At 66.5% G+C, this 23,376-nt stretch carries 28 protein-coding genes; 12 read left to right on the top strand and 16 right to left on the bottom strand.

The genetic code is table 11. The features are described from left to right. The first annotated feature begins 51 nt into the window (after positions 1 to 51). From ATE59_RS03190 to phhA, 5 genes are read left to right on the top strand one after another with little or no spacing between them, the layout of a single operon-like run. Complete coding sequence (locus ATE59_RS03190) at positions 52 to 702, top strand: Crp/Fnr family transcriptional regulator (RefSeq protein WP_082657271.1); 651 nt, start codon at positions 52 to 54, stop codon at positions 700 to 702. A gap of 19 nt (positions 703 to 721) precedes the next feature. After that, a complete protein-coding gene (gene modA / locus ATE59_RS03195) occupies positions 722 to 1,486 on the top strand; it encodes a molybdate ABC transporter substrate-binding protein (RefSeq protein ID WP_231737155.1) in 765 nt (254 codons plus the stop codon). Further along, positions 1,486 to 2,181: a molybdate ABC transporter permease subunit gene (gene modB, locus ATE59_RS03200; RefSeq protein ID WP_003042982.1), complete on the top strand. Its 696-nt coding sequence runs from the start codon at positions 1,486 to 1,488 to the stop codon at positions 2,179 to 2,181. Before modA ends, modB begins: the two co-directional genes overlap by 1 nt. Next, positions 2,171 to 2,791 (top strand): molybdenum ABC transporter ATP-binding protein, encoded by a 621-nt coding sequence (locus ATE59_RS03205; protein ID WP_058811164.1) that lies wholly within the window; start codon positions 2,171 to 2,173, stop codon positions 2,789 to 2,791. The genes modB and ATE59_RS03205 overlap by 11 nt, the downstream gene beginning before the upstream one ends. Positions 2,792 to 2,829: 38 nt before the next feature. After that, entirely contained in the window at positions 2,830 to 3,699 is an 870-nt protein-coding gene (gene phhA, locus ATE59_RS03210; protein WP_003042977.1) for a phenylalanine 4-monooxygenase, read from the top strand. A gap of 3 nt (positions 3,700 to 3,702) precedes the next feature. Here phhA and ATE59_RS03215 read toward each other — a convergent pair whose 3' ends face one another. The 5 genes from ATE59_RS03215 to ATE59_RS03235 all read right to left on the bottom strand — a co-directional run bounded on the left by ATE59_RS03215 (position 3,703) and on the right by ATE59_RS03235 (position 8,287). Continuing rightward, the gene (locus tag ATE59_RS03215) at positions 3,703 to 4,674 is read right to left on the bottom strand and encodes a 50S ribosomal protein L11 methyltransferase (RefSeq protein WP_058811165.1); all 972 of its coding nucleotides are present in this window, start codon (positions 4,672 to 4,674) and stop codon (positions 3,703 to 3,705) included. Further along, complete coding sequence (gene bla / locus ATE59_RS03220; protein WP_058811166.1) at positions 4,671 to 5,585, bottom strand: subclass B3 metallo-beta-lactamase; 915 nt, start codon at positions 5,583 to 5,585, stop codon at positions 4,671 to 4,673. Before bla ends, ATE59_RS03215 begins: the two co-directional genes overlap by 4 nt. Continuing rightward, positions 5,575 to 6,282 carry an SDR family NAD(P)-dependent oxidoreductase gene (locus tag ATE59_RS03225; RefSeq protein WP_058811167.1) on the bottom strand — a complete coding sequence of 236 codons (708 nt, stop codon included), beginning with the start codon at positions 6,280 to 6,282 and terminating at the stop codon, positions 5,575 to 5,577. The genes bla and ATE59_RS03225 overlap by 11 nt, the downstream gene beginning before the upstream one ends. Before the next feature lie 51 nt (positions 6,283 to 6,333). Continuing rightward, on the bottom strand, positions 6,334 to 7,686 hold the full coding sequence (locus ATE59_RS03230) for a methyl-accepting chemotaxis protein (RefSeq protein ID WP_058811168.1): 1,353 nt from the start codon (positions 7,684 to 7,686) through the stop codon (positions 6,334 to 6,336). 127 nt (positions 7,687 to 7,813) lie between these two features. Next, positions 7,814 to 8,287, bottom strand: a complete 474-nt coding sequence (locus tag ATE59_RS03235; RefSeq protein WP_003042965.1) for an Lrp/AsnC family transcriptional regulator — start codon at positions 8,285 to 8,287, stop codon at positions 7,814 to 7,816. Between the two features lie 158 nt (positions 8,288 to 8,445). Between ATE59_RS03235 and ald the strand changes: the two genes are divergently transcribed. The 5 genes from ald to sdhA all read left to right on the top strand — a co-directional run bounded on the left by ald (position 8,446) and on the right by sdhA (position 12,610). Beyond that, entirely contained in the window at positions 8,446 to 9,561 is a 1,116-nt protein-coding gene (gene ald / locus ATE59_RS03240) for an alanine dehydrogenase (RefSeq protein WP_058811169.1), read from the top strand. 27 nt (positions 9,562 to 9,588) lie between these two features. Beyond that, positions 9,589 to 9,819, top strand: coding sequence for a hypothetical protein (locus tag ATE59_RS03245; RefSeq protein ID WP_003042959.1), 231 nt, complete (start codon positions 9,589 to 9,591; stop codon positions 9,817 to 9,819). Between the two features lie 146 nt (positions 9,820 to 9,965). After that, positions 9,966 to 10,409: a succinate dehydrogenase, cytochrome b556 subunit gene (gene sdhC, locus ATE59_RS03250; RefSeq protein WP_040589793.1), complete on the top strand. Its 444-nt coding sequence runs from the start codon at positions 9,966 to 9,968 to the stop codon at positions 10,407 to 10,409. Continuing rightward, the gene (gene sdhD, locus ATE59_RS03255) at positions 10,402 to 10,806 is read left to right on the top strand and encodes a succinate dehydrogenase, hydrophobic membrane anchor protein (protein ID WP_003042951.1); all 405 of its coding nucleotides are present in this window, start codon (positions 10,402 to 10,404) and stop codon (positions 10,804 to 10,806) included. Before sdhC ends, sdhD begins: the two co-directional genes overlap by 8 nt. 1 nt (position 10,807) lies before the next feature. Beyond that, positions 10,808 to 12,610 (top strand): succinate dehydrogenase flavoprotein subunit, encoded by a 1,803-nt coding sequence (gene sdhA / locus ATE59_RS03260; RefSeq protein ID WP_058811170.1) that lies wholly within the window; start codon positions 10,808 to 10,810, stop codon positions 12,608 to 12,610. 50 nt (positions 12,611 to 12,660) lie between these two features. Here the strand turns inward: sdhA and ATE59_RS03265 are convergent, their stop codons facing one another. The 5 genes from ATE59_RS03265 to leuC all read right to left on the bottom strand — a co-directional run bounded on the left by ATE59_RS03265 (position 12,661) and on the right by leuC (position 16,364). Then, positions 12,661 to 12,954, bottom strand: coding sequence for a hypothetical protein (locus ATE59_RS03265; protein WP_040589790.1), 294 nt, complete (start codon positions 12,952 to 12,954; stop codon positions 12,661 to 12,663). Positions 12,955 to 13,039: 85 nt separating this feature from the next. Beyond that, positions 13,040 to 13,249, bottom strand: a complete 210-nt coding sequence (locus tag ATE59_RS03270) for a DUF167 domain-containing protein (protein ID WP_320248640.1) — start codon at positions 13,247 to 13,249, stop codon at positions 13,040 to 13,042. A 68-nt stretch (positions 13,250 to 13,317) separates the two neighbouring features. Next, positions 13,318 to 14,313 carry an NADPH:quinone oxidoreductase family protein gene (locus tag ATE59_RS03275; RefSeq protein ID WP_058811301.1) on the bottom strand — a complete coding sequence of 332 codons (996 nt, stop codon included), beginning with the start codon at positions 14,311 to 14,313 and terminating at the stop codon, positions 13,318 to 13,320. 27 nt (positions 14,314 to 14,340) lie between these two features. Further along, positions 14,341 to 14,937 carry a 3-isopropylmalate dehydratase small subunit gene (leuD, locus tag ATE59_RS03280; RefSeq protein ID WP_003042939.1) on the bottom strand — a complete coding sequence of 199 codons (597 nt, stop codon included), beginning with the start codon at positions 14,935 to 14,937 and terminating at the stop codon, positions 14,341 to 14,343. Beyond that, positions 14,934 to 16,364, bottom strand: coding sequence for a 3-isopropylmalate dehydratase large subunit (gene leuC, locus ATE59_RS03285; RefSeq protein ID WP_058811171.1), 1,431 nt, complete (start codon positions 16,362 to 16,364; stop codon positions 14,934 to 14,936). The genes leuD and leuC overlap by 4 nt, the downstream gene beginning before the upstream one ends. Positions 16,365 to 16,499: 135 nt before the next feature. Here leuC and ATE59_RS03290 point away from each other — a divergent pair, with 135 nt between their 5' ends. Then, positions 16,500 to 17,018: a sterol desaturase family protein gene (locus tag ATE59_RS03290; protein WP_058811172.1), complete on the top strand. Its 519-nt coding sequence runs from the start codon at positions 16,500 to 16,502 to the stop codon at positions 17,016 to 17,018. Between the two features lie 109 nt (positions 17,019 to 17,127). Here the strand turns inward: ATE59_RS03290 and ATE59_RS03295 are convergent, their stop codons facing one another. The 6 genes from ATE59_RS03295 to ATE59_RS03320 form a co-directional block, all read right to left on the bottom strand. Then, positions 17,128 to 17,808 (bottom strand): glutathione S-transferase family protein, encoded by a 681-nt coding sequence (locus tag ATE59_RS03295; protein ID WP_058811173.1) that lies wholly within the window; start codon positions 17,806 to 17,808, stop codon positions 17,128 to 17,130. After that, positions 17,796 to 18,773: an NAD-dependent epimerase/dehydratase family protein gene (locus ATE59_RS03300; RefSeq protein WP_058811174.1), complete on the bottom strand. Its 978-nt coding sequence runs from the start codon at positions 18,771 to 18,773 to the stop codon at positions 17,796 to 17,798. The genes ATE59_RS03295 and ATE59_RS03300 overlap by 13 nt, the downstream gene beginning before the upstream one ends. A gap of 66 nt (positions 18,774 to 18,839) precedes the next feature. Further along, a complete protein-coding gene (locus ATE59_RS03305; protein WP_003042924.1) occupies positions 18,840 to 20,120 on the bottom strand; it encodes a serine hydrolase domain-containing protein in 1,281 nt (426 codons plus the stop codon). Between the two features lie 10 nt (positions 20,121 to 20,130). Then, on the bottom strand, positions 20,131 to 20,772 hold the full coding sequence (locus ATE59_RS03310) for a CoA transferase subunit B (protein WP_003042921.1): 642 nt from the start codon (positions 20,770 to 20,772) through the stop codon (positions 20,131 to 20,133). Between the two features lies 1 nt (position 20,773). After that, positions 20,774 to 21,673 (bottom strand): HAD family acid phosphatase, encoded by a 900-nt coding sequence (locus tag ATE59_RS03315; protein ID WP_058811175.1) that lies wholly within the window; start codon positions 21,671 to 21,673, stop codon positions 20,774 to 20,776. Further along, on the bottom strand, positions 21,670 to 22,380 hold the full coding sequence (locus ATE59_RS03320; RefSeq protein ID WP_058811176.1) for a CoA transferase subunit A: 711 nt from the start codon (positions 22,378 to 22,380) through the stop codon (positions 21,670 to 21,672). The genes ATE59_RS03315 and ATE59_RS03320 overlap by 4 nt, the downstream gene beginning before the upstream one ends. Before the next feature lie 89 nt (positions 22,381 to 22,469). Between ATE59_RS03320 and ATE59_RS03325 the strand changes: the two genes are divergently transcribed. Beyond that, positions 22,470 to 23,363 carry a LysR family transcriptional regulator gene (locus ATE59_RS03325; RefSeq protein WP_003042913.1) on the top strand — a complete coding sequence of 298 codons (894 nt, stop codon included), beginning with the start codon at positions 22,470 to 22,472 and terminating at the stop codon, positions 23,361 to 23,363. Positions 23,364 to 23,376: the final 13 nt, after the last annotated feature.

Consider the following 23,376-nt stretch of genomic DNA (forward strand, 5'->3'; position numbering starts at 1 on the left):
CCTTGTGCCACTTGTCTTTCGCGGCGTGGTGGCACAGAAACCGACTCGACAATGCAAAGAAGTTATCAATTGGCCCTCGCCGAGCGAACGCGCCTTTCGGGCGTCGAACGCGACCGGCTGCTCGCGATGACGTCGCCGCGATCCTTTGCGGATGGCCAGTTCGTCCAACATCAAGGTGATCCGGGCGATGCTTTTTGGGCGGTGATCGAGGGGCATGTGCTCGTCGGCCGCTATGCCGAGGATGGCGCCTTCACCGCCTTTGCGGTGCTGGGGCCCGGCGATATCTTCGGCGAGCTGGCCTTCTTCACCGGGCTGGAGCGCCAGGTCGACGCGATTGCCAGCGGTCCGGCGCGGCTGGTTGCCATCGACCGCCCGGTGCTTCGCGCGCTGATGACCGCCGATATCGGCTGGGCCGAGCTGCTGCTGCGCAGTCTGGGCCGCCAGCTTGCCGTGTCGCTCGACATCATCGATGCCGAACGGCGGCTGCCCGTCGCCGAACGGCTGGCGCGGCTGCTCGCGGCAATGGCCGCCGACGCCGCCGACGGGATGACGGTGCGTGCGACGCAGCAACAGCTCGCCGATCTGCTCGGCGTATCGCGCGTCACGCTGGGCGCTGCGCTGCGCGATCTGTCGGCGCGCGGAACGATCGAGCGCGGCTATCGCCATGTTCGCGTCCTGCCGCCGCTTTCGCGCCCGGCGTAGCATGGCTATGGTCGCCGCCATGACGATCCTCCGGCGCCTGCTGCTCCTCCTTGTCCTGACCATCGTGGCGCCCATGGCGGCAGCGGCCGAGCGCGGGCCGTTGATCCTTGCGGCGGCCAGCCTTCAGGAGTCGCTGACCGACGCCGCCAATGCGTGGGCGGCGCAGGGGCATGCGCGCCCCGTCCTGTCCTTTGCGGGATCGTCGGCGCTCGCGCGGCAGATCATGGCGGGGGCGCCTGCCGACCTGTTCATCTCCGCCGACGAGCCCTGGATGGATGCCGTCGCCAAGGCGGGGCTGCTCCGCCCCGGCACGCGCGCCAATCTGGTCGGCAACCGGCTCGTGCTGATCGCCCCCAGGGCGAGCAGGCTGCACCTTGCCCCGGCGCGCGGCTTTGCGTTAGCGCGCGCGCTCGGCGGCGGGCGGCTCGCGGTGGCCGATCCGAACGCGGTGCCCGCGGGCAAATATGCCAAGGCGGCGCTGACCGCGCTCGGCGTGTGGGGCGATGTGGCGGACAAGCTCGCACCGGCCGAGAATGTCCGCGCCGCGCTGGCGCTCGTCGAACGCGGTGCCGCGCCGCTCGGTATCGTCTATGCCACCGATGCGCAGGCGTCGCAGGCGGTACGCGTCGTCGGCACCTTTCCCGCCGCCAGCCATCCGCCGATCCGTTATCCGCTGGCGCTGCTCAAGACGTCGCGCAGCCGCGACGCGGCGGCGTTCCGTGCGTTCCTGTTGGCGCGGCAGGCGCGTGCGATCTTCGCGCGCCACGGCTTTACGGCGCCCTGATGCTGTCGGCCGAGGAGTGGGGGATTGTCGCGCTGTCGCTCAAGGTCGGCGGGGTCGCGGTGCTTGCGACGCTGCCGCTTGCCTTCGCGCTCGCCTGGGTACTCGCGCGCTATCGTTTTCCGGGGCGGCTGCTGCTCGATGCGCTGGTCCATCTCCCGCTCGTCCTGCCGCCCGTCGTCACCGGCTGGCTGCTGCTTGTCGCCTTCGGGCCGCTCGGCCCGATCGGCAGCCGGTTGCAGGACTGGCTGGGCGTCACGCTGATGTTCCGTTGGACCGGCGCCGCGCTGGCCGCGGCGATCATGGCGCTGCCGCTGATGGTGCGCGCGATGCGCCTGTCGATCGAGGGGATCGACCGGCGGCTGGAAGGCGCGGCGCGGACGCTGGGGGCGGGGCGCTGGCACGCCTTCCGGACGGTCAGCCTGCCGCTCGCTCTGCCCGGCGTGCTGGCGGCGCTCGTGCTCGGCTTCGCCCGCTCGATCGGCGAGTTCGGCGCAACGATCACCTTCGTTTCCAACATTCCCGGCGAAACGCAGACGCTGCCGCTCGCCATCTATTCGGCGCTGCAGGTGCCGGGGGCGGAGGCGATGGTAACCCGGCTCGCGCTGCTGTCGGTCGCGCTGTCGCTCGGTGCGCTGATCCTGTCCGAATGGCTGGTGCGGCGCACCCATGCCGAAAGGGCGCGGCATGGCGATTGATATCGACGTCGAAAGGCGCTTCGGCGCGAGCGTCATCGGGGCGCAGTTCACGGCCGAAGCCGGACTGACCGCGCTGTTCGGGCCGTCGGGGGTCGGCAAGACCAGCCTGCTCAACATGGTCGCCGGGCTGCTGCGCCCCGACCGCGGGCATATCCGTATCGGCGGACGGACATTGTTCGACGACGCCACCGACCTGCCGCCCGAGGCGCGGCGCGTCGGCTACGTCTTTCAGGACGGGCGCCTCTTTCCGCATCGGCGCGTGAAGGCCAATCTTCTCTATGGCTGGCGTCTCGCCGATCCGGCCAATCGCTGGATGACGCTGGACGAGGCCGCCGATTTCCTGGGCATCGGCCATTTGCTCGGTCGCTGGCCGCAAAGCCTGTCGGGCGGCGAGGCGCAGCGGGTCGCGATCGGCCGGGCCTTGCTCGCGGCGCCGCAAATCCTGTTGATGGACGAACCGCTGTCGTCGCTCGACGCGGCGCGGCGCGAGGACATCATGACGGTGATCGAACGGATACGCGACGAGCTGAAAGTGCCGATCCTCTATGTCAGTCACGATCGGGCCGAGGTCGACCGGCTGGCGACGCAAATCGTCGAGGTCGGCAAATAAAGTTTCACTTGAAACCATATTGATGGTAGATTGCACGCATGGAAAGCCAGTTTACGCACGTCCACGACACGCCGCCGCCGGGCGCTGCGGCGGATTGGACGATATCGCAGGATTGGGACGCTTTTACCGCCGACGAGCATGCGATGTGGGATCGGCTGTTCGCGCGCCAGTCCGAGATGCTGCCGGGACGCGCCGCCGACGCCTTTCTGCGCGGGATCGACGTGCTCAAGCTCGAAAAGCCGGGAATCCCCGATTATCGCGAGCTCAACGCGCGGCTTATGGCGGCGACGGGGTGGCAGGTCGTGGCGGTGCCGGGGCTTGTCCCCGACGACGTGTTTTTCGACCATCTGGCGAACCGGCGCTTCCCGGCGGGCAATTTCATCCGCACGCCGCAGCAGCTCGACTATCTGCAGGAACCCGACGTCTTTCACGACGTGTTCGGCCATGTCCCGATGCTCGCCGACCCGATATTCGCCGATTATATGGTCGCTTATGGCGAAGGCGGGCTTCGGAGCCTGCAGTTCGACGCGCTGAAGCAGCTCGCGCGGCTCTATTGGTACACGGTCGAATTCGGGCTGATCCGCGAGAGCGGCGGCCTGCGCATCTATGGCGCGGGGATCGTCTCGTCCTACGCCGAGAGCGTCTTTGCGCTCGATTCGGACAGTCCCAATCGCATCGGCTTCGATCTCGCGCGCGTGATGCGCACCGATTATCGGATCGACGATTTCCAGCAGAATTATTTCGTGATCGACAGCCTGGACCAGCTTCTGGACACGACGGTCAACACCGACTTCGCACCGCTCTATGCCGCGAACGCCGCGCTGCCGCCGATCCCGATCGCCGATATCCTGCCGGACGATTCCGTCATCACCCGCGGCACGCAGGACTATGCGGCGGCGAAAGCCTGAATTTCACCAGCTCCCGAAGGTCGCGTCCGAGGGGCTGGCACGGTGCAGGGCGCGTTCCTTCCGGCGGTAGCCGTAGCGCCGCCGCTTGGTGAGCAGCAGACAGGGCCATTCCGCGCTGCCGCCGCGCGCGGACAGGCGAAAGCCGTGCGCGCGATAGGCGGCGAGTACGGGATCCATCTGGCGCGCGATCAGGCCGGCAAGAATGGCGCGGCCGCCGGGTGCGGTCGCAGCGGCAATGTCGGGAGCAAGAGTGATGAGCGGCCCGGCGAGAATATTGGCGATGACGAGGTCATAGGGCGCCCGGTGCCTTATGGCCGGATGGTCGGTCCCCGGCGCGACCGCCAGAGCGAGCCGGCCGCCGCCGCGGCCCAGTGGCACATCGTTGATCGCGGCATTGTCACGCGTGACGAATATGCTCGCCGGGTCGATGTCCGACGCAATGACACGCGCGCGCGGCCAAAGTGCCATGGCGGCGAAGGCGAGCAGGCCGGTGCCCGTCCCGATGTCGGCGATGTTGCGCGGCGCGGCGCCCGCGCGGGCGAGGCGGTCGAGCATCGCGAGGCAGCCCGCGGTCGTGTCGTGCCCGCCGGTGCCGAAGGCCTGGCTCGCATCGATCAGAAAGGATGTCGTGCCCGGCGGGACGCGGTCGGCATAGCTGCTGGTGTGGACGAAAAAGCGTCCGGCGCGCACCGGCTCGAGGCCCTGCTGCGACAGCGTGACCCAATCTTCTTCGGGCAATTCGGCGACGGTCGGCGCGACGCCCTTCGCGCTCGGGGCGAGCGATTGGATCAGTCGCAGCAGATCATCGCCCGGCGCGTCGTCCATATAGGCGTCGAGCTGCCACGTTCCGGCATCTTCGTCGATCTCGCGCGTTACGACGACCGGCGCTTCGGGGGCCGCATCCAGCGCGGGGATTTCACCCGACAGCGCTTCGGCCTCCGCACGCGTGCAGGGCAGCGAGACGATCCAGCTCATCGCGTTGCCGCTTCTTTCGCCAGCCGATCGTCGAGTCGCTTGCCTGCCGCCGCGGCATAAGCGGCGCAGCCATCGGCGGCGGCAAGCGGTGCCTCGCCCGCCAACCGCGCGAACAAATTGCTCGCGCCCGGATGCGGGGTGATCAGAATATCGCACGGCAGCGTGGGCACCTTGGCAAAGGTCGCGCGCAGCATCGCGACATAGTCGGGATGGTCGCTGAAGCGGTAGCCGTCGGCCGAAATGGCGGTCAGGCTGTCGACATAGGCGATGGTACGGCAGGCGGACCCTTCGCACGATTGCCACGTCCAGCTCGTGCTGCCCGGCGTGTGGCCGGGGGTCGCGTGCGCGGTGATCCGGATATCGGCAAAGGCGAGCGGCTGTCCGTCGCGCAGGCGCTGTGCGACCGGCACGCCGGTGAAGTTGTCGACGGCGCCGCGTTGCGGATCGCGCGGGTCGGGCGTTCCGCTTTCGAGCTGCGGCGCGGCGTCGGCAAGCGCAATCACCGGCGCGCCGGTCGCGGCATGCAGCGCCGCGAGGCCGCCGACATGATCGAAATGTTCATGGCTGGTCAGGATCGCGCGGATACGTTTGGGATCGAATCCCAGCGCGCGGATATTGGCAAGGATCGCGGGCGCCGCTTCGGCGGTGGCGGTATCGATCAGGATCGGTCCGGCCGGCGCGTCGATGAGCAGCGCGGTGATGCCGCAGGTGCCGACATAATAGGTGTTGCCGAACAGCTTCGCCGGCGGCGCGGGGTCGCTCCAGCCGTCGCGATCGGCGCAGGCGGCGGCCAGCGCCTTGCCCGTCGGAGCAGGAGGTGCCGCGGCCGGGGCGCTCGCCTGCGGTGCGCATCCGGCAAGCATCAGGGCGGCAAGCATCGGGGCGACGAGGGCAAGACTTTTAGCGGACATAGCTGGCTCCATTGGCATCGAGGATCGCGCCGGTCATCGACGGCGGCGCTTCGAGCGCGCACCAGCGCGCCATTTCGGCGATTTCCTCCGGGCTCGCCACGCGGCCCAGCGGGATGTCGGCGAGCAATGTGTCGCCGCCCCGGCTGGCGAGATAGTCCTCGGCCATGCCGGTCATCGTGAAGCCCGGGCAAATGGCGAAGGCGAGGATGCCGTCATGGGCATAGCCGCGCGCAATCGTCTTGGTCATCGCGACCATGCCCGCCTTCGATGCCGCATAATGCCAATGCGCGGGACTGTCGCCGCGATAGGCGGCGCGGCTGGCGATATTGACGATCCGGCCATCGACCGTGTCGCCTGCGGCCCGGCGCGCCTGCCAGTGCTGCACCGCACGGCGGCACAGTAGCGCGGCGGCGGTCAGGTTGATCTGAAGGGTCCGGTTCCAGCTTTCGAGCCAGTCGGCATCGCTGGCACCGACCGGATTCGCTTCGAAAACGCCGGCATTATTGACGAGCACGTCGATCCGGCCGTCGAGCCGGTCGAGGCTTTTGGCCCATAATTGGTCCGGAATCGCAGGGTCGCCAAGGTCGCCGTCGGCGCTCGACAGCGCGGCGACCTTCGTCGCGTCGGTCGCCAGCGCGTCGGCGATGGCCGCACCGATGCCGCGGCTGGCCCCGGTAATCAGAATGTGGGTTTTCATCCCCCCGCCTTAGGCGAGCGGCGGGCCGCTTGCCAAGCAGGGCGCGACGGATCAGGCGACGCGGCGGCTGAATTCGCTCGCGGCGGTTTCCAGCGCCTGCAGGCGCTCGCCCATCTTGGAAAATTCCTGGCTGAGCACGCTGATTTCGCTGGCGACGGTGCCCGAATCGTTGCGGATGCTGGCGATGGTCGACGACATGCTGTCGGCGGCGAGCGCAGTTTCGTCCACGGCGGCGGTGATCGAGGTCACCGTCTGCGCCTGCGCGTCCATCGCATCGCGAATTCGCTGCGCCGACTGCTGCACCTCGATGATCGTCTGCTGGATCGACTGGTTGGCGGCGACCGATCCGCGCGTTGCCTGCTGGATCGCGGTGATCTTGCCCGCAATATCGTCGGTCGCACGCGCGGTTTCGTTGGCGAGGCTTTTCACTTCCTGCGCCACGACCGCGAAGCCGCGGCCCGATTCGCCGGCGCGCGCCGCCTCGATCGTCGCATTGAGCGCGAGGAGGTTGGTCTGGCCTGCAATTTCGCGGATCAGGCCCAGAATGGATTCGATCGATTCGGCGTGACGCGACAGCGCGTCGGACATGGCCACCGCTTCGCCCGCCTGTTCGGAGGCGCGCGTCGCGACGCTGGCCGATGCTTCGACTTCGGTGCGGGCATCCTCGATCGCGCGGATCAGCCCGGCGGCGGTGGATGCGGCTTCGCGCATCGCCATCGCCGATTGCTCGGACGCCGCGGCGACTTCGCTCGTCTTGGCGATCATGCCGCGCGCAGCATGATCGGCCGATGTGGCCTGTTTGGCGAGTTGCTGGCGTACCCCGTCGCTGTCCTGGACCAGCGAGGCGATCGAGCGGTCGAAATCGCTCGCCAGCGCCTGTCGCTCCTGCGAGATCGCCGCCCGGTCGAGCTTTTCGGCATAGGCGAGCATGATATCCATTTCGAGCAGCGCGAGACGGTTGATCGCTGCGGTCAGGCGCGTCTGGCGCGCCGTGTCGCCGGCGCACGCCTCGATCACATAATGGATGGCGAGCTTGTGGCTTTCGCCGATGCACGACAGCACGGTTGCGATCGGCAGGCCGACGCGCAGCGCCATATGGGTGTTCTGGCACGCGATGGTCGCGGCCTCCTGCCCCCCGGCGTCGGCATATTTGGTCTGCATGTGCCGCGCGCTGCCGCGAATATAGGATTCGAGCAGTTCGCCCTCGATCTTGCGGGTGACGATGGGGAGCGCGTTGAAGGCATCCCAATAGGCGGCCGCAAGCTGCGTCTCCAGCCCCGACAGGATCATGTGCACTTCGGCCCCGTCGGCGGCGAGCCGGCCGTCGAGGTCATAGGTCGGGAAGCGATCGGCCATCAAAACGGGCTCGATTTGCTGCTTATGAATCGGATTTTCCTTCACCATGATCCTGTTCCCTTGCCGACCCCAGGACGCGCAGGTCTGTCGCCCGCCGTCATCCCAAACTGCGTCTGCCGGATATGGAAGGAAATTGGTAAATTCACCGTTAACCAGCGCCGCCTGTTTCGCGGGGTCAGCGCCGCTCGGTGGGTTGGACGGGATAGCCTTCGAAGCCCTTTATGGTGCGCAAGGCAAAGGCGCTGTGCATCGCGGCGACACCGGGAAGGCGCGACAGGCAGTGACGGTGCAGCCGGTCGAAATCGGCGACGTTGCGCGCGGCGACGCGCAGCCGATAGTCGGACGCGCCTGACAGCAATTGGCACTCGAGGATTTCGTCGAAGCTTTTGACCGCGCTTTCGAAGGCGGTGAGCGCCTCCTCACTCTGCGAGGTCAGGCTGATGTCGACGAACACGTCGAGCCCGAGGCCGATCGTGTCGGGGGCGATGCGCGCGGCATAGCCGGTGATGATCCCCGCCGCCTCCATCGCGCGGATGCGGCGATGGCAGGCGGAGGCCGAAAGTCCGACCCGTTCGCCGAGTTCGGCGACGGGTTTTGGCCCCTCGCGCTGCAACAGGTTGAGCAGCTTTGCATCGATTCGATCGATCATGTCGCGTGCTTATCCGAAATGACGCAAAAATATTGCGTGTTTATCGTCATGCGAACGATAGTTTGCAAGCAAATCCCGCCGATACGCTGTTATGTTTGTCCGAAGGCTTCGGATAGGCGAAATTGCGCGCGTCCGTTCCCGCAAATCGGAGAGACAGGATGATCATCGGCACCCCCAAGGAAATCAAGAATCACGAATATCGCGTCGGCCTGACGCCCGAGAGCGCCCGCGAACTGGTGGCGCACGGTCACCGCGTGCTGGTCCAGACCGGCGCGGGCGAAGGCATCGGCGCGCACGACCGCTTCTATGTCGAGGCGGGCGCCGAGATCGTCGACAGCGCCGAAGAAATTTTCGCGACCTGCGAAATGGTCGTGAAGGTCAAGGAGCCGCAGGCGGTCGAGCGCGCGATGCTGCGCGAAGGCCAGATCCTCTATACCTATCTCCACCTCGCACCCGATCCCGAGCAGACGCGCGACCTGATGAAGTCGGGTGCGGTGTGCATCGCCTATGAAACCGTCACCAGCCCGCACGGCGGCCTGCCGCTCCTGAAGCCGATGAGCCAGGTCGCGGGGCGCATGTCGATCCAGGCCGGCGCGACCGCGCTCGAAAAGGCGCATGGCGGCCGCGGCGTGCTGCTCGGCGGCGTGCCGGGCGTGGCACCGGGCAAAATCTGCGTGATCGGCGGCGGCGTCGTCGGCTTCAACGCGGCGCAGATGGCGGCGGGGCTTGGCGCCGACGTCACGATCCTCGACCGCGACCCCGAAGTGCTCGAACGCGTCGGCACCTTTTTCGAAGCGCGCGCGAAGACGCGCTTTTCGAACCGCGCCAACCTTGCCGAATGCGTCGCCGAGGCCGATCTGGTCATCGGCGCGGTGCTGATCCCCGGCGCCGAAGCGCCGAAGCTCGTCACGCGCGACATGCTGAAAACGATGCGCCCGGGATCGGTCCTCGTCGACGTCGCAATCGACCAGGGCGGCTGTTTCGAGACGAGCCATGCGACGACGCATGCCGACCCGACCTATGTCGTCGACGGCATCGTCCATTATGCGGTCGCCAACATGCCCGGCGCCGTCGCGCGGACGAGCACCTATGCGCTCAACAATGTCACCCTGCCGCACGCGCTGCGCATCGCCGACCTTGGCTGGAAAGAAGCGCTGCGCCGCGACATGCATCTTTCGCAGGGCCTGAACGTATGGAATGGTAAGGTGACGTTCGAAGCCGTAGCCGAAGCGGTGGGAACGGACTATGTGCCTGTCGAGCAGGCACTCGCCTGACGCCAGACCATAGGATCAAGAGAGACGATGACCGACCAAGTGCCGCCTCCCCCGCAAGACGAAGACGAAAATGAAGTGCTGCGCGCCGCGCGCGAGCAGCAGGCCCAGAAGGAAGCCGCCGAGGCGACCGAGGCGGCCGACCGCGAGGCGGCGAAAGGCGGCCGGAAGATCGGCTGGAAGACGGCGGCGGGGATCGGTGTCGGTTCGGCCGCGGTGCTTGCGGCGCTGCTCTACGCGAACCGCGACAAGATCAAATAAGGCGCCCCGGTCCCGGACGATCCTTCGATCCCGGGGCCGGGTGCCTGCGATTTCTTGCCTCCATCGCCCCCTAAGCAATTGCATATCGTGCGCGCGGCGCTAAACCGGCGCCCATCGACCGACTAGAGTCACGGAATGGGGCTGATATGGCTGGCAAAGAACCGAGCGGACGTCCGCTCTCGCCGCACCTCCAGGTGTATAAATGGGGGCCGCACATGGCGGTCTCGATCTTCCACCGCGTCAGCGGCGACGGGCTGGCCATCGTCGGTGCGCTGATGTTCCTCGGCTGGCTCGGCGCGATCGCGGCGGGCCCGGAGGCCTATGCGGCCTTTGTCGCCTGCGTCTGGCACGACCCGGCGGGCGGCAGCGTGCATCAGGTCACCAATATTCTGGGCAAGATCGTGCTCGTTGGCCTGACCTGGGCCTTTTTCCAGCACCTGTTTTCGGGCCTGCGCCACTTCGTCCTCGATACCGGCGCGGGTTACGAGCTCAAGGCCAACAAGCTCTGGTCGACCGTCGTGATCGTGGGCGCGATCCTCGCGACCGCCGCGACCTGGCTCTATATCGCCAAGGAGGCGCTCAATGGGTAACGGAACGCCTCTCGGCCGGGTCCGCGGACTTGGCGCATCGCACCACGGCACCGGCCACTGGCTGCAGCAGCGGCTGACCGCGCTCGGCAACGTGCTGCTCGTCACTTGGTTCGTCGTCTCGCTGCTCCGCCTGCCGCTCGGCGACCATGCCGCGCTGATGCAGTGGGCGTCGAAGCCGATGGTCGCCTTTGCGCTGATCCTGCTCGTGGTCAGCGTCTTCTGGCACCTGCGGCTCGGCCTGCAGGTGCTGATCGAGGATTATGTCCATGGCGAAGCGACGCGTCTGCTGTCGATCGTCCTGTTGAATTTCTATGCGTTCGGCGGCGCGGCCTATGGCATTTTCGCGATCGTGCGCATCGCGCTGGCGCCCGCCGCGCTCGGCCCAGGGGGCATGTGATATGACCGAAGCCTACAAGATCATCGACCACACCTATGACACCGTCGTCGTCGGCGCCGGCGGTTCGGGCCTGCGCGCCACGATGGGCAGCGCCGAGGCCGGCCTGCGCACCGCCTGCATTACCAAGGTGTTCCCGACGCGCAGCCACACCGTCGCGGCGCAGGGCGGCATCGCCGCCAGCCTCGGCAACAACAGCCCCGACCATTGGCAGTGGCATATGTACGACACTGTCAAGGGCTCCGACTGGCTGGGCGATCAGGACGCGATCGAATATATGGTGCGCGAGGCGCCCGCCGCGGTCTACGAACTCGAACATGCGGGCGTGCCCTTTTCGCGCAACGCCAATGGCACCATCTATCAGCGCCCGTTCGGCGGCCATATGCAGAATATGGGCGAAGGCCCGCCGGTGCAGCGGACCTGCGCCGCCGCCGACCGCACCGGCCACGCGATGCTCCACGCGCTCTATCAGCAGAGCCTGAAGTATGACGCGGACTTCTTCATCGAATATTTCGCGCTCGACCTGATCATGGAAGACGGCGTGTGCCGCGGCGTGATCGCGCTGTGCATGGAGGATGGCAGCATCCACCGCTTCCGCAGCCAGGCGGTCGTGCTCGCGACCGGCGGCTACGGCCGTTGCTATTTCACCGCGACTTCGGCGCATACCTGCACCGGCGACGGCGGCGGGATGGTGCTGCGCGCGGGCCTGCCGCTCCAGGACATGGAGTTCGTCCAGTTCCACCCGACCGGCATTTACGGTGCAGGCGTCCTCATCACCGAAGGCGCGCGCGGCGAGGGCGGGTATCTGACCAATTCCGAAGGCGAGCGCTTCATGGAACGCTATGCCCCGTCGGCGAAGGATCTGGCGTCGCGCGACGTCGTGTCGCGTTCGATGGCGCTCGAAATCCGCGAAGGCCGCGGCGTCGGTCCGCACAAGGACCATATCTTCCTGCACCTCGATCATATCGATCCCGCGGTGCTGGCGGAGCGTCTGCCGGGCATCACCGAAAGCGGCAAGATTTTCGCGGGCGTCGACCTGACGCGCCAGCCGCTGCCGGTCGTGCCGACGGTCCATTACAATATGGGCGGCATCCCCTGTAACTATCACGGCGAAGTCGTGACGCTGAAGGACGGCAACCCCGATGCGGTCGTCCCCGGCCTGTTCGCGGTCGGCGAGGCGGCGTGCGTGTCGGTCCACGGCGCGAACCGCCTCGGCTCGAACAGCCTGATCGACCTTGTCGTCTTCGGACGCGCGACCGGTCACCGGCTCAAGGAAATCGTCGCGCCCGGCGCCGCGCAGCCTGCGCTGCCCAAGGACAGCGCCGACCTCGCGCTCGGCCGCCTCGACCATTTCCGCAATGCGAGCGGCGGTTCGCCGACCGCCGAAATCCGCACCGAGATGCAGCGCGCGATGTCGCAGCATGCGGCGGTGTTCCGCACCGACGAGCTGATGGCCGAGGGCAAGGACAAGCTTGCCAAAACCTATGAGCGCATGAACGACGTCCATGTCGCCGACCGCAGCCTGATCTGGAATACCGATCTCGTCGAAACGCTCGAGCTCGACAATCTGATCGCGCAGGCGACGGTGACGATGCATTCGGCGTTCAACCGCAAGGAAAGCCGCGGCGCGCACGCGCACGAGGATTTCCCGAACCGCGACGATGCGAACTGGATGAAGCACACGATCAGCTGGTTCGACGGCTGGGGCGGCAAGGACGGCAAGGTGACGCTCGATTACCGCCCGGTCCACGAATATACGCTGACCGACGATGCCGAATATATCAAGCCGAAGGCGCGCGTTTACTGAGGATGCGTTTGTGACCGGGCGCCTTCGGGTGCCCGGATCGGCTGCTCGGCCTATTTGCCCAGGATATTGTCGATCGGATTGAGGTCGGAAAAGGGCCTGTCGACCTGCTGGCCCATCAACCACAATTTGTAGCAGGCAACCGCGAAGAACATCAGCGCGATCGTCCACACGATGATCGTCTTGATGATGCGCCAGCGCTTTTCTTCATAGGCGGCGCGCGCGCGCGCCTTGTGATCGATGCCGAGTTCGCCCTCGAACTCGGCAATCAACTGCGCACGGCGAGTCCGCGAGATATTCGCAAGGCTCATCGCCTGCCCATCACTGGCCGAACGGGGGTCCGCCATCGTCGATCCCTGAATCCCAATAGTCCTGCATTGAACGATAGGGGGGAGCCCCTGATAAATGGTTAAGCGGGGCGTCGCTTTGCGATCAGTCGAGCGCGACCGCGACCAGTTTTATGCGCGCCGTGGCGCCGCGCAGCAGCGTCAGATCGCGGCGTGGCCGGCCGAGCGCGGCCGCGAGCAGGCGCAGCACCGCCTCGTTGGCGGCGCCGTCGGCGGGCGGGGCGGTGACGCGCAGCAAAACGGCGCCGGCATCGATCCGCACCTCGTCGCGCCCCGCGCCGGGGGTCACGCGCACCTCGATCCGGCCGGTCGGCCGCGCCAGCGCGACGAGCGCCTCGGTCAGCGCGGGGTCGGGGTGGTATTTCAGATCGTCACGACCAGCTTGCCGACCGCGCTGCGGTCGCCCAGCTTGGCGATCGCCTTGCCGCCATCGGCCAGCGCGAAGCGTTCGGTGACCCGCGGGCTGATCTTGCCCTGTTCCCAAAGCTGGAACAGGCGCGCGATATTGGCGCGGTTGCGCTGCGGCTCGCGGGCGGCGAAGGCCCCCCAGAAGACACCGGCGACGTCGCAGCTCTTGAGCAGGGTCAGGTTGAGCGGCAGGCGCGGGATGCCCGCGGGGAAGCCGACGACGAGGTAGCGTCCTTCCCACGCGATCGAGCGCAGAGCCGGTTCGCAATAATCGCCGCCGACCGCATCGTAGATCACATTGGCGCCGTCGCCGCCGACCGCCGTCTTGAACATATTGGCGAGCGCCTTCGAGGCCTCTTTGTCGAACGGCTGATAGCCATAGACGACGACTTCGTCGGCGCCGGCCTGACGTGCGATGTCGGCCTTTGCCTCGCTCGATACGCCCGCAACGACGCGCGCGCCGAACGCCTTGCCCAGTTCGACCGCGGCGATGCCGACTCCGCCCGAAGCGCCGAGGACGAGCAGCGTATCGCCTTCCTCGATATGGCCGCGATCGACCAGCGCGTGGATGCTGGTGCCATAGGTCATCAGCAGCGCCGCGCCTTCGGCAAAGTCGCGCCCCTCGGGCAGCGGATAGCTATTGGCGGCATTGACCAGCGCCGCCTCGGCCATGCCGCCGTTGCCGCACGCCGCGATCACCCGGTCGCCGACCTTGAAATCGGTCACGCCTTCGCCGACCTCGGCCACGATGCCCGCTACCTCGCCGCCGGGGGCGAAGGGGCGCTGCGGCTTGAACTGATATTTATCCTCGATGATGAGCACGTCGGGGAAGTTGACCGCGCAGGCCTTCACATCGACGACCATCTGCCCCTTGCCGGGGGTGGGTCGCGCGACCTCGCCCAGTTCGAGCGTTTCGGGGCCGCCGGTCGCGGTCGACAGAAGAGCCTTCATCATCGTCTCCTTTTCCATTTTCGTCGGTTATTCGGTTAGCGCGGGCTGCAACCAGGGACGCTCGGCCGCCAGTTTTGCCTCATAAGCGTCGATCGCCCCGCCGCTTTTTTCGGTGAGCGAGATCTCGTCGAGACCGCCGAGCAGGCACATCTTGCGGAACGGGTCGATTTCGAAGGTGAAGCGATCCTGAAAGGGCGTCGTCACCGTCTGCGTGTCGAGGTCGACGTGAATCGGATCGGTTGCCGCGACCTCGATCAGCCGGTCGACCGCCGCCTGCGGCAGCACGACGGGCAAGATGCCGTTCTTGACGGCATTGCCCGAGAAGATGTCGGAATAGCTGGGCGCGATGACGACGCGGATACCAAGGTCGCCGAGCGCCCAGGCGGCATGTTCGCGGCTCGACCCGCAGCCGAAATTGTCACCCGCGATCAGGATGGGTGCGCCCTTGTTCTCGGGCCGGTCGAACAGATTGTCGGGATCGGCGCGCAGGCTTTCGAACGCGCCGCGCCCCATGCCTTCGCGGCTCGTGGTCTTGAGCCAGTGCGCGGGAATGATGACGTCGGTATCGACATTCTTGAGCCCGAGCGGAATCGCGCGGCCTTCGACCTTTTCCAGCGGGGTCATGCCATTAACTCCCGCACGTCGGTGAGCTTGCCGGTCACCGCTGCCGCCGCGGCCATGGCGGGGCTGACGAGGTGGGTGCGGCTACCCGGACCCTGGCGGCCGACGAAATTGCGGTTACTCGTCGATGCGCAGCGTTCGCCGGCGGGTACCTTGTCGGGATTCATCGCGAGGCACGCCGAACAGCCCGGCTCGCGCCATTCGAGCCCTGCGTCGATGAAGATGCGGTCGAGCCCTTCGGCTTCGGCCTGCGCCTTGACCAGGCCCGATCCCGGAACGACGATCGCCCAGCGGACATTGTCGGCCTTCTTCCGGCCCTTGATGACCGCGGCAGCAGCGCGCATGTCCTCGATCCGGCTGTTGGTGCAACTGCCGATGAAGATGTTCTCGATCGCGACGTCCTGCATCCGCGTGCCGGGTTCGAGGCCCATATAGGCGAGCGATTTTGCCGCGGCGGCCTGTTTCGACGGGTCGACAAAGCTCGCGGGATCGGGAACGATGCCGGTGATCGGCACGACATCCTCGGGGCTGGTTCCCCAGGTGACGCTTGGTGCGATGTCGGCGGCGTCGATGACGACGGTCTTGTCATAGCTGGCGCCGGGATCGGTCGCGAGGCTGCGCCAATAGGCGACCGCAGCCTCCCAGTCGGCCCCCTTCGGCGCGTAGGGGCGGCCCTTCAGATAAGCGAAGGTAACATCGTCGGGGGCGATCAGCCCGGCGCGGGCGCCGCCCTCGATTGCCATGTTACTGACCGTCAGACGGCCCTCGATGCTCAGGCCGCGAATTGCGCTGCCCGTATATTCGATGACATGGCCGGTACCGCCGGCAGCGCCGATCACACCGGTGATGTGAAGGATGATGTCCTTCGCGCTGACGCCGGGCCCGACATCACCGTCGACGCGCACTTCCATCGTCTTTGCGGGCTGGAGCAGCAATGTCTGCGTCGCCAGCACATGCTCGACCTCGCTCGTTCCGATGCCGAAGGCGAGCGCGCCGATGCCGCCGTGGCAGGCGGTGTGGCTGTCGCCGCAGACGATCGTCGTGCCGGGCAGCGAGAAGCCCTGTTCGGGGCCGACGACATGGACGATGCCCTGTTCGGGCGCCACCGCGTCGATGTAGCGGATGCCATATTCGGGCGCATTCTTTTCGAGCGCGGCGAGCTGTGCTGCGCTTTCGGGGTCGGCGATCGGCAGCCGGTTGCCCGCCGCATCGCGCCGCGCCGTCGTCGGCAGATTATGATCAGGAACCGCCAGCGTCAGGTCGGGACGGCGCACCGTGCGGCCGCTCGCGCGAAGCCCGGCGAAGGCTTGCGGACTGGTGACTTCATGGACGAGGTGGCGGTCGATGAAGATCAGGCAGGTACCGTCGGGGCGCTGTTCGACGACATGCGCGTCCCAGATTTTCTCATAAAGCGTGCGGGGCCGAGTCATGCGGGTTCACTTACGCTGCCCACACAACTTTGCAAGCGAGTGGCGATCAAAAACGCAATTTTCGGTCGCCGATACCTATAGCCGGGAACGAGGAGATGATGGCGCGGTTGCCTTAACCGGCCTATACTCTCCCCCATGTCGACGCTCGCCATCATCGCCCTTGTCCTTGCCACCGTCATCGCGATGGAAGGTGTCGCCTGGGCGAGCCACAAATATATCATGCACGGCTTCGGCTGGGGTTGGCACCGCGACCATCACGAACCGCACGGGCGTCGGCTGGAGAAGAACGACCTGTTCGCCATCGTCGGGGCCGCGATGAGCATTTCGATGTTCGCGATCGGCAGCCCGATGATCTTCGGTGCGGCGGCGTGGGAACCAGGAACGTGGATCGGCCTCGGTATCCTTTGCTATGGCATCATCTATACGCTGGTGCATGACGGGCTGGTCCATCAGCGCTATTTCCGCTGGGTACCGCGGCGCGGCTATGCCAAGCGGCTGGTGCAGGCGCACAAGCTGCACCATGCGACGATCGGCAAGGAAGGCGGGGTCAGCTTCGGCTTCGTCTTCGCGCGCGATCCGGCGAAGCTGAAGGCCGAATTGAAGGCGCAGCGCGAAGCGGGCATCGCCGTGGTGCGCGAGGCGCTGGCGGACTAATTCCCGTCATTGCGAGGAGCCGAAGGCGACGTGGCAATTCAGAGTCTGCGTAAACCGCGCCGGATTGCCTCCCCCGGCTTTCGCCGGTGTCGCAATGACGAAGGAGGGTTCAGGCCGTCCGGTAATCCGCCGTAATTACCCCGGCTGCTGCCAGCTCGGCTTCGTGGCTTTCTTCGCGCCACTCTTCGGCGAGCGCCTGCCGTTCCCATTCGCGCATCGCGGGATGCTCCAGCATATGGTCGACCCACGCCTGTCCCGCGCCGACGTCGAGGCCGTAAGTGCGGATACGAAAGGCGACCGGTGCGAAAAAGGCGTCGGCGGCCGAGAAGTCGGCGCCGGCGAGCCACGAGCCGCCGAACTTCGCCAAACCTTCCTCGAACAGCTCGCGGATGCGCGCGACATTGGCGGCGAGGGCGGCCGACATCGGCTTGGGCGTCACGCGGACGCCGACGTTCATTGTGCAATCGTTGCGGAGTGCCGCAAAGCCGCTGTGCATTTCCGCCACCGCGCACTGCGCCCAGGCGCGGGCGTCGGGATCGGCCGGCCAGACGCCATCGTGCCGGTCGGCAAGATAGAGTGTAATGCCGAGCGAGTCGTAGATGGCGCGTCCCTCGTGGAGCAAGGCCGGAACCTGACCGGTCGGCGAAAAGCTGCGGAAGGCGTCGTAATTGACGGGTTTGGCGAAAGGCTCGACGCGATCCTCGAAACCGATGCCGAGCCCTTTCATCAGCATCCACGGGCGCAGCGACCAGCTCGAATAATTGCGGTTGGCGGTGATCAACACATACATGCTTCGCGCTCCTGTCGGACGATGGGGGAGGTGTAATCGGGGTCGTGCGTGAAGGGCAGCGGCGTGTGGTTTCTCAGCGCCGCCAGCACGCTGCCGAAGTCGGTTGCGGCCCGCCAGCCAAATCGGCGCTCGGCGCGCGACGGGTCATAAACGCGGTCGATGGTCTCGGGTAGCACCCAGCCTTCGGCGGCGTAAAGATCAGCGGCGTCGGGGTGATGGCGTGCGATCACGGCGCGAGCATCTCGGGCAAGTTCTCCGGCCTCTTCGCGTACGAAAGGCGGCGGCGCCGACAGGATGAACGTGTCGCAGCCGATCTGCGGCGCCGCTTCCAGCGCGGCGAGATGCGCCGCGGCGGCATCCTCGACCGTCAGGCGGCGGTTGAGCAGCTCGTTGGCCTTCAGATTTTCGCCGCTCGGCGCATCATGCGTATCGTCATCCTCGGGAAAGAAGCGCCCGGTACGTAGGATCGCGACGTTGATGCCGTGCTCGCGGTGGACCAACCGGCACGCCTGCTCGGCGGCCAGCTTGGTGATGCCATAGATGTTGCGCGGCTCGACGGGTGAAAAATCCTCGTCCATCCACCAGGCACCCTGTTCGCTCGCGCCTGCGCGCACATCGGCGCGGACCATCAGCGAAGTGGTCGAGGTGAAGAGGAAGCGGTCGTTCCCCGCCGCCACGGCAGCCTCGATCAGGTTCAGCGTGCCGGTCACATTGACGTCGATGAAGGCTTGCCGCGGATAACGGATGATATCGGGCTTGTGCAGCGCGCCGCTGTGAATGACGGCCTCGATGCCTTGCTCGCTCATCGTGCGGTCAACCAACGCGCGGTCGGCGACGGTACCGATCACGGCAGTATGCGCGCCGGGAACGACATCGAGCCCGGTAACGTCATGGCCGCTTTTGGCGAGCAACGGGGCCAGATAACGCCCGAGCCATCCCGACGATCCGGTCAGCAGTACGCGCATCGGTGACTCTCCTCTCGGTCTGAATGCGCGCCTGATACACAGGCCGCCGACAGGGGAACAAGGGCTTTACCCTTCCGGCGCCTCGGCAGTCGATTGTGGCGCGGTCGCCCCGCCCTTCTGCGGCGGCAGTTCGCTGAGGTCGAGCCAGGCCGCGTCGGCGCGCTTGTGATAGCTGTCGAGCGCGGCAAAGGGGATGCGGAAGGGGAAGCCCCAGTCGCTGTTCCACAGCGCGACGACGCCGGTGCGCGTCGCGGGTTCGAAGATCATCGTCGCGCGATAGCCCGACACGGCGCCCGAATGGCCCTGGAGGCGGAGTCCGGCATAGGTGAAGTTACGCCAACCGAGGCCGTAGGAGGCATCGCCGATCGCCTGCCGTAACGCGCCGCCATAGAGTCGCGCGGTGCCGACGCGCGGCTGGTGGGCGATTTGCAGCACATCCTTCGGCAGAACGTCGGGGCGATTGCCCATCATCGCCTGCATCCAAGTCGCGAAATCGACGATATCGCTTTCGACGCCGGCGGCGGCGGGGACGCGCCAATAGGCTTCCTTGACCGGCTGGACGTGCCGCCCGCGATGCGGCCGTGCCCAATCCTTCGCGCCCGTCAGCCGCTCGGCGCCATAGCCGGCGCTGACCATGCCGAGCGGCAGGAAAAAGCGGTCCTCGACGGCATCGGCAAAAGATTTGTGCGCCGCGGCGCCCAGAATCTCGCTCGCCGTGTCGAAGGCGACATTCTGATAGGTGTGGCAGGTTCCGGGCTCGCATTGCAGCGGCGCGCCGGCAAGGCTGGTGCGCAGGAGCGCCGGGCTCTGTCCTTCCTCCAGCTTTTCGTCATAGGCATTTTTGGTGAGGCCGGTGCGCTGGGCGAGCAGTTCGGCCAGCGTCACATGCGATTCGGCGCCGCCGGGGAGGCGCAGAGAGCTGTGCCAGCTTGCGACCGGCCGGTCGAGGTTCACCGCGCCATCCTTGCTCAGCGCCGCGGCCAGCGCGCCGGTTGCGGTCTTGGACACCGACGCCCAGCGGAACAGCGTATGCGGCGTGACCGGCGCGCCGCTATCGGCGTCGGCGACGCCGTAGGTGCGCACGAAGCTCAGCTTGCCATCCTCGACGACCGCCACCGCCAGCCCCGCCATTTCGGGGCGGGCGGCGAGATCGGTCAATTGCCGGTCGAGCGCGCGATAATCGATCCGCCCGTGCCATTTGTCGGGCGTGTCGGGCAGATCTTCGGGAGCGGCGAAGGGAATCGGAACGCTTGCCAGCGGCTGGCTGCCGCCCAGCGCCTGAACTCCGAACCAGCCGGCGAAAACGAGCGCGCCGGCCGCAACCAATATCATCAAAGCACGCAGCATGGACTCTCGATCAGACGGCGACCTCATATTTGGCCGTCGTCTTAGCTGCGACTTCGTCCGCCGTCACCCCCGGTGCGAGCTCGATCAGCCGGAACGGGCTGTCGTGGTCGTCGCGCTTGAACACCGCGAGGTCGGTGATGATCATGTCGACGACATTCTTGCCGGTCAGCGGCAGGGTGCAGGCGGGGATGAATTTGGGGCTGCCGTCCTTGGCATTATGTTCCATGACGACGATGATCTTCTTGACGCCGGCGACCAGATCCATTGCGCCGCCCATGCCCTTGATCATCTTGCCGGGGATCATCCAGTTGGCGATGTCGCCATTTTCGGCGACTTCCATCGCGCCCAGCACGGTAAGGTCGATATGCCCGCCGCGGATCATCGCGAAGCTTTCCGCCGAGCTGAAATAGACCGACTGCGGCAGTTCGCTGATCGTCTGCTTGCCCGCATTGATCAGGTCGGCGTCCTCCTCGCCTTCGATCGGGAAGGGGCCGATGCCGAGCATGCCGTTTTCCGACTGCAGCGTCACGTCCATCCCGTCGGGGATGTGGTTGGCGACCAGCGTCGGGATGCCGATGCCCAAATTGACGTAGAAGCCGTCCTGCAATTCCTTCGCGGCGCGCGCCGCCATATCATCACGCGTCCAGGCCATGTCAGTTCGGCTCCCATTGCTTGTCGGAGGGGAAGATGTCGGCAAAGCCGCCGCGGATCGACGGGCCATAGACGGGGTTGGAGAAGAGGAACCAGCCATGGCCCCACAGGCCCGCCACCGGTCCGCTCGTCGCCATCGTCTTGCGGTCGGCGACCGACAGCCCGCGTGCGTTGAACGCCTGCGCGAAATCGCCGAGCTGGTCGCCGCCCATCGCGATCACGCACCAGCGCGAAGCGATCAGCGCCCGGCGGCCGTCCTTGCTCGCTCCGTCGGGCGTGTCGCCCATCAGGAACAGTGTCTCGCCATGCTTGAAATCCCCAAGGCCGGCGGCGCGCAGCGTATCCTCGCTGCCCTTGGGATTGGCGGCGCTGCGGTTGGTGTTGACGATGATCGTCACCCCTGCACCGCGCATGATCGCCAGCGCATCGATGACGCCGGGCATCGCGACCGCCTTGCCGGCACCGGTCTTTTCCCACTGGTCCCAGACTGCGGGATCGAAATCCTTCCCCTGCTCGGCAAAGTAGCGCATCGCGCCGAGATTCCAGATCAGCGTTTCGTCGGCGTCGAACACCGCCGCGAGCGGCTTGTCCCCGCAATCGTCGAACTTCGGCGCGGTGGGTGTCGAACCTTCGGCGAGCACGACCTGGCGGCGCGGCGCCGCCGAAATCGCGGCCATGCGGACATAATCGGCCATGGTGCGATAGACCTGCGCCGAGGCGATCGCGCCCTCAGCCGAACCATAGAGCCACTGCTGCCCCGCCGGCGGCGAGGTCGGCGTCGGCTTTTCACCGACCTGCGAGGCGATCACTTCGGCGCTGGGCGCGGCGGGCGCCGTCGTCGCGGCGGTCTGGGCGCAGCCGGCGAGCAGCAGGCCGGCCGACAGGGCAAGCGCGCGCATCATGCGGCTTCCCGCGGGCGTACGGTGCGGAATTCGATCTTCTTGTCATAGGGCGCGCCGACGATCAGGCGCTTCACATAGATGCCGGGCAAATGGATGCAATCGGGATCGAGGCTGCCAACGGGGACGATCTCCTCGACCTCGGCAACGCAGATCTTGGCCGCGGTCGCCATCGGTTGGTTGAAGTTGCGCGCGGTCTTGCGGAAGATCAGATTGCCGCTTTCGTCGGCCTTCCAGCCCTTGACGATCGCGAGGTCGGCAAAGATGCCGCGTTCGAGGATATAATCCTGCCCGTCGAAATTCTTGACCTCCTTGCCCTCTGCCACCGCGGTGCCGACGCCGGTCTTGGTATAGAAGCCGGGGATGCCCGCGCCGCCCGCGCGACAGCGTTCGGCGAGCGTGCCCTGCGGACAGAATTCGACCTCGAGCTCGCCGGCCAGATACTGCCGCTCGAACTCCTTGTTCTCGCCGACATAAGAGGAGATCATCTTCTTCACCTGCCGCGTGCGCAGCAGCTTGCCGAGCCCTTCGCCGTCGATGCCGGCATTGTTGCTGGCAATGGTGAGGTCCTTCGTCCCGGCGTCGCGGATCGCGTCGATCAGCCGTTCGGGGATACCGCAAAGGCCGAAGCCGCCCGCGCAGATATGCATGCCGTCGAAGAGCAGCCCTTCGAGCGCGGATGCTGCATCGGGATATTGCTTGTTCGCCATGACGGGACTCCCTTCCTCTGATCGGCGGCGACCTTGGCGCAAATAAATCATCAATTCTAATTGTTCTATTTTTCGATTATCCATAACCAATGTCAATCAATCGCATCTCCATCTATCATCTTGAAACCTTGCTGTGGATCGATCGGCTCGGCACTTTCTCGGCCGCTGCCGAGCGGCTCAACACGACGCAGCCCGCGGTGTCGGCGCGGATGCGCGAATTGGAGCAGCGATTGGGGTCGACGCTGTTCCGCCGCGACGGGCGCACCATGTCGCTGACCCCGGCGGGGCGCAAACTGGTCAATGATTGCACCCCGCTGCTGCGCGACATGCAACTCGCGCTGCTCGGCAGCGGCGGGTTCAACGAGGCGAGCGGCGTGGTGCGGATCGGCGCGGGCGAGATCGCGGCCGCGAGCTGCCTGCCGCCCTTCGTTGCGGCGCTGAAAGCCGAAATGCCCAATGTCGCGCTCGAGATCGAGATCGACCTGACCGCGAATCTGATCCAGCAACTGCTGACCGGCCGCACCGATCTGGCGTTTGCGGCGGGACCGATCGCGCACCCGGCGCTTCGGACCAGCCCGATCGGCGAGGTTGCACTGCTCTGGCTCGCCAACCCGGCGGTCGCCGCGCTGTTCGAGCGCGGAACGGGCGAACAGCAGGTGCCCGTCTGGTCGCTTGCCAGCCCCTCGCCGATCCACGGCCGGATGCGCGAGGCGATCGCGGCGTCAAGGATCGCGCAGAAATCGCTGAACCTGTGCAACAACGCCCGGATGATGATCGACATCGCACGCGCCGGCGGCGGTGTCGGCATCTTTCCCGAACCGATGGTGCGCGCCGAGGTTGCCGCGGGCGCGCTCGTCGAACTGGCGGGGCTGCCCGCGCTCGCGCCGGTCGAATTCCGCGTCGCGATGCGCGTGTCGGATACCGAACCAGTGCTGACGCGCATCTTCGATCAGGCCGCGGGCCTCAGCCTGACCGCGGGATAGCGCGGCACGCGAA

Source organism: Sphingopyxis sp. A083 (genome assembly GCF_001468495.1).
Taxonomy (GTDB): Bacteria; Pseudomonadota; Alphaproteobacteria; order Sphingomonadales; family Sphingomonadaceae; genus Sphingopyxis; species Sphingopyxis terrae.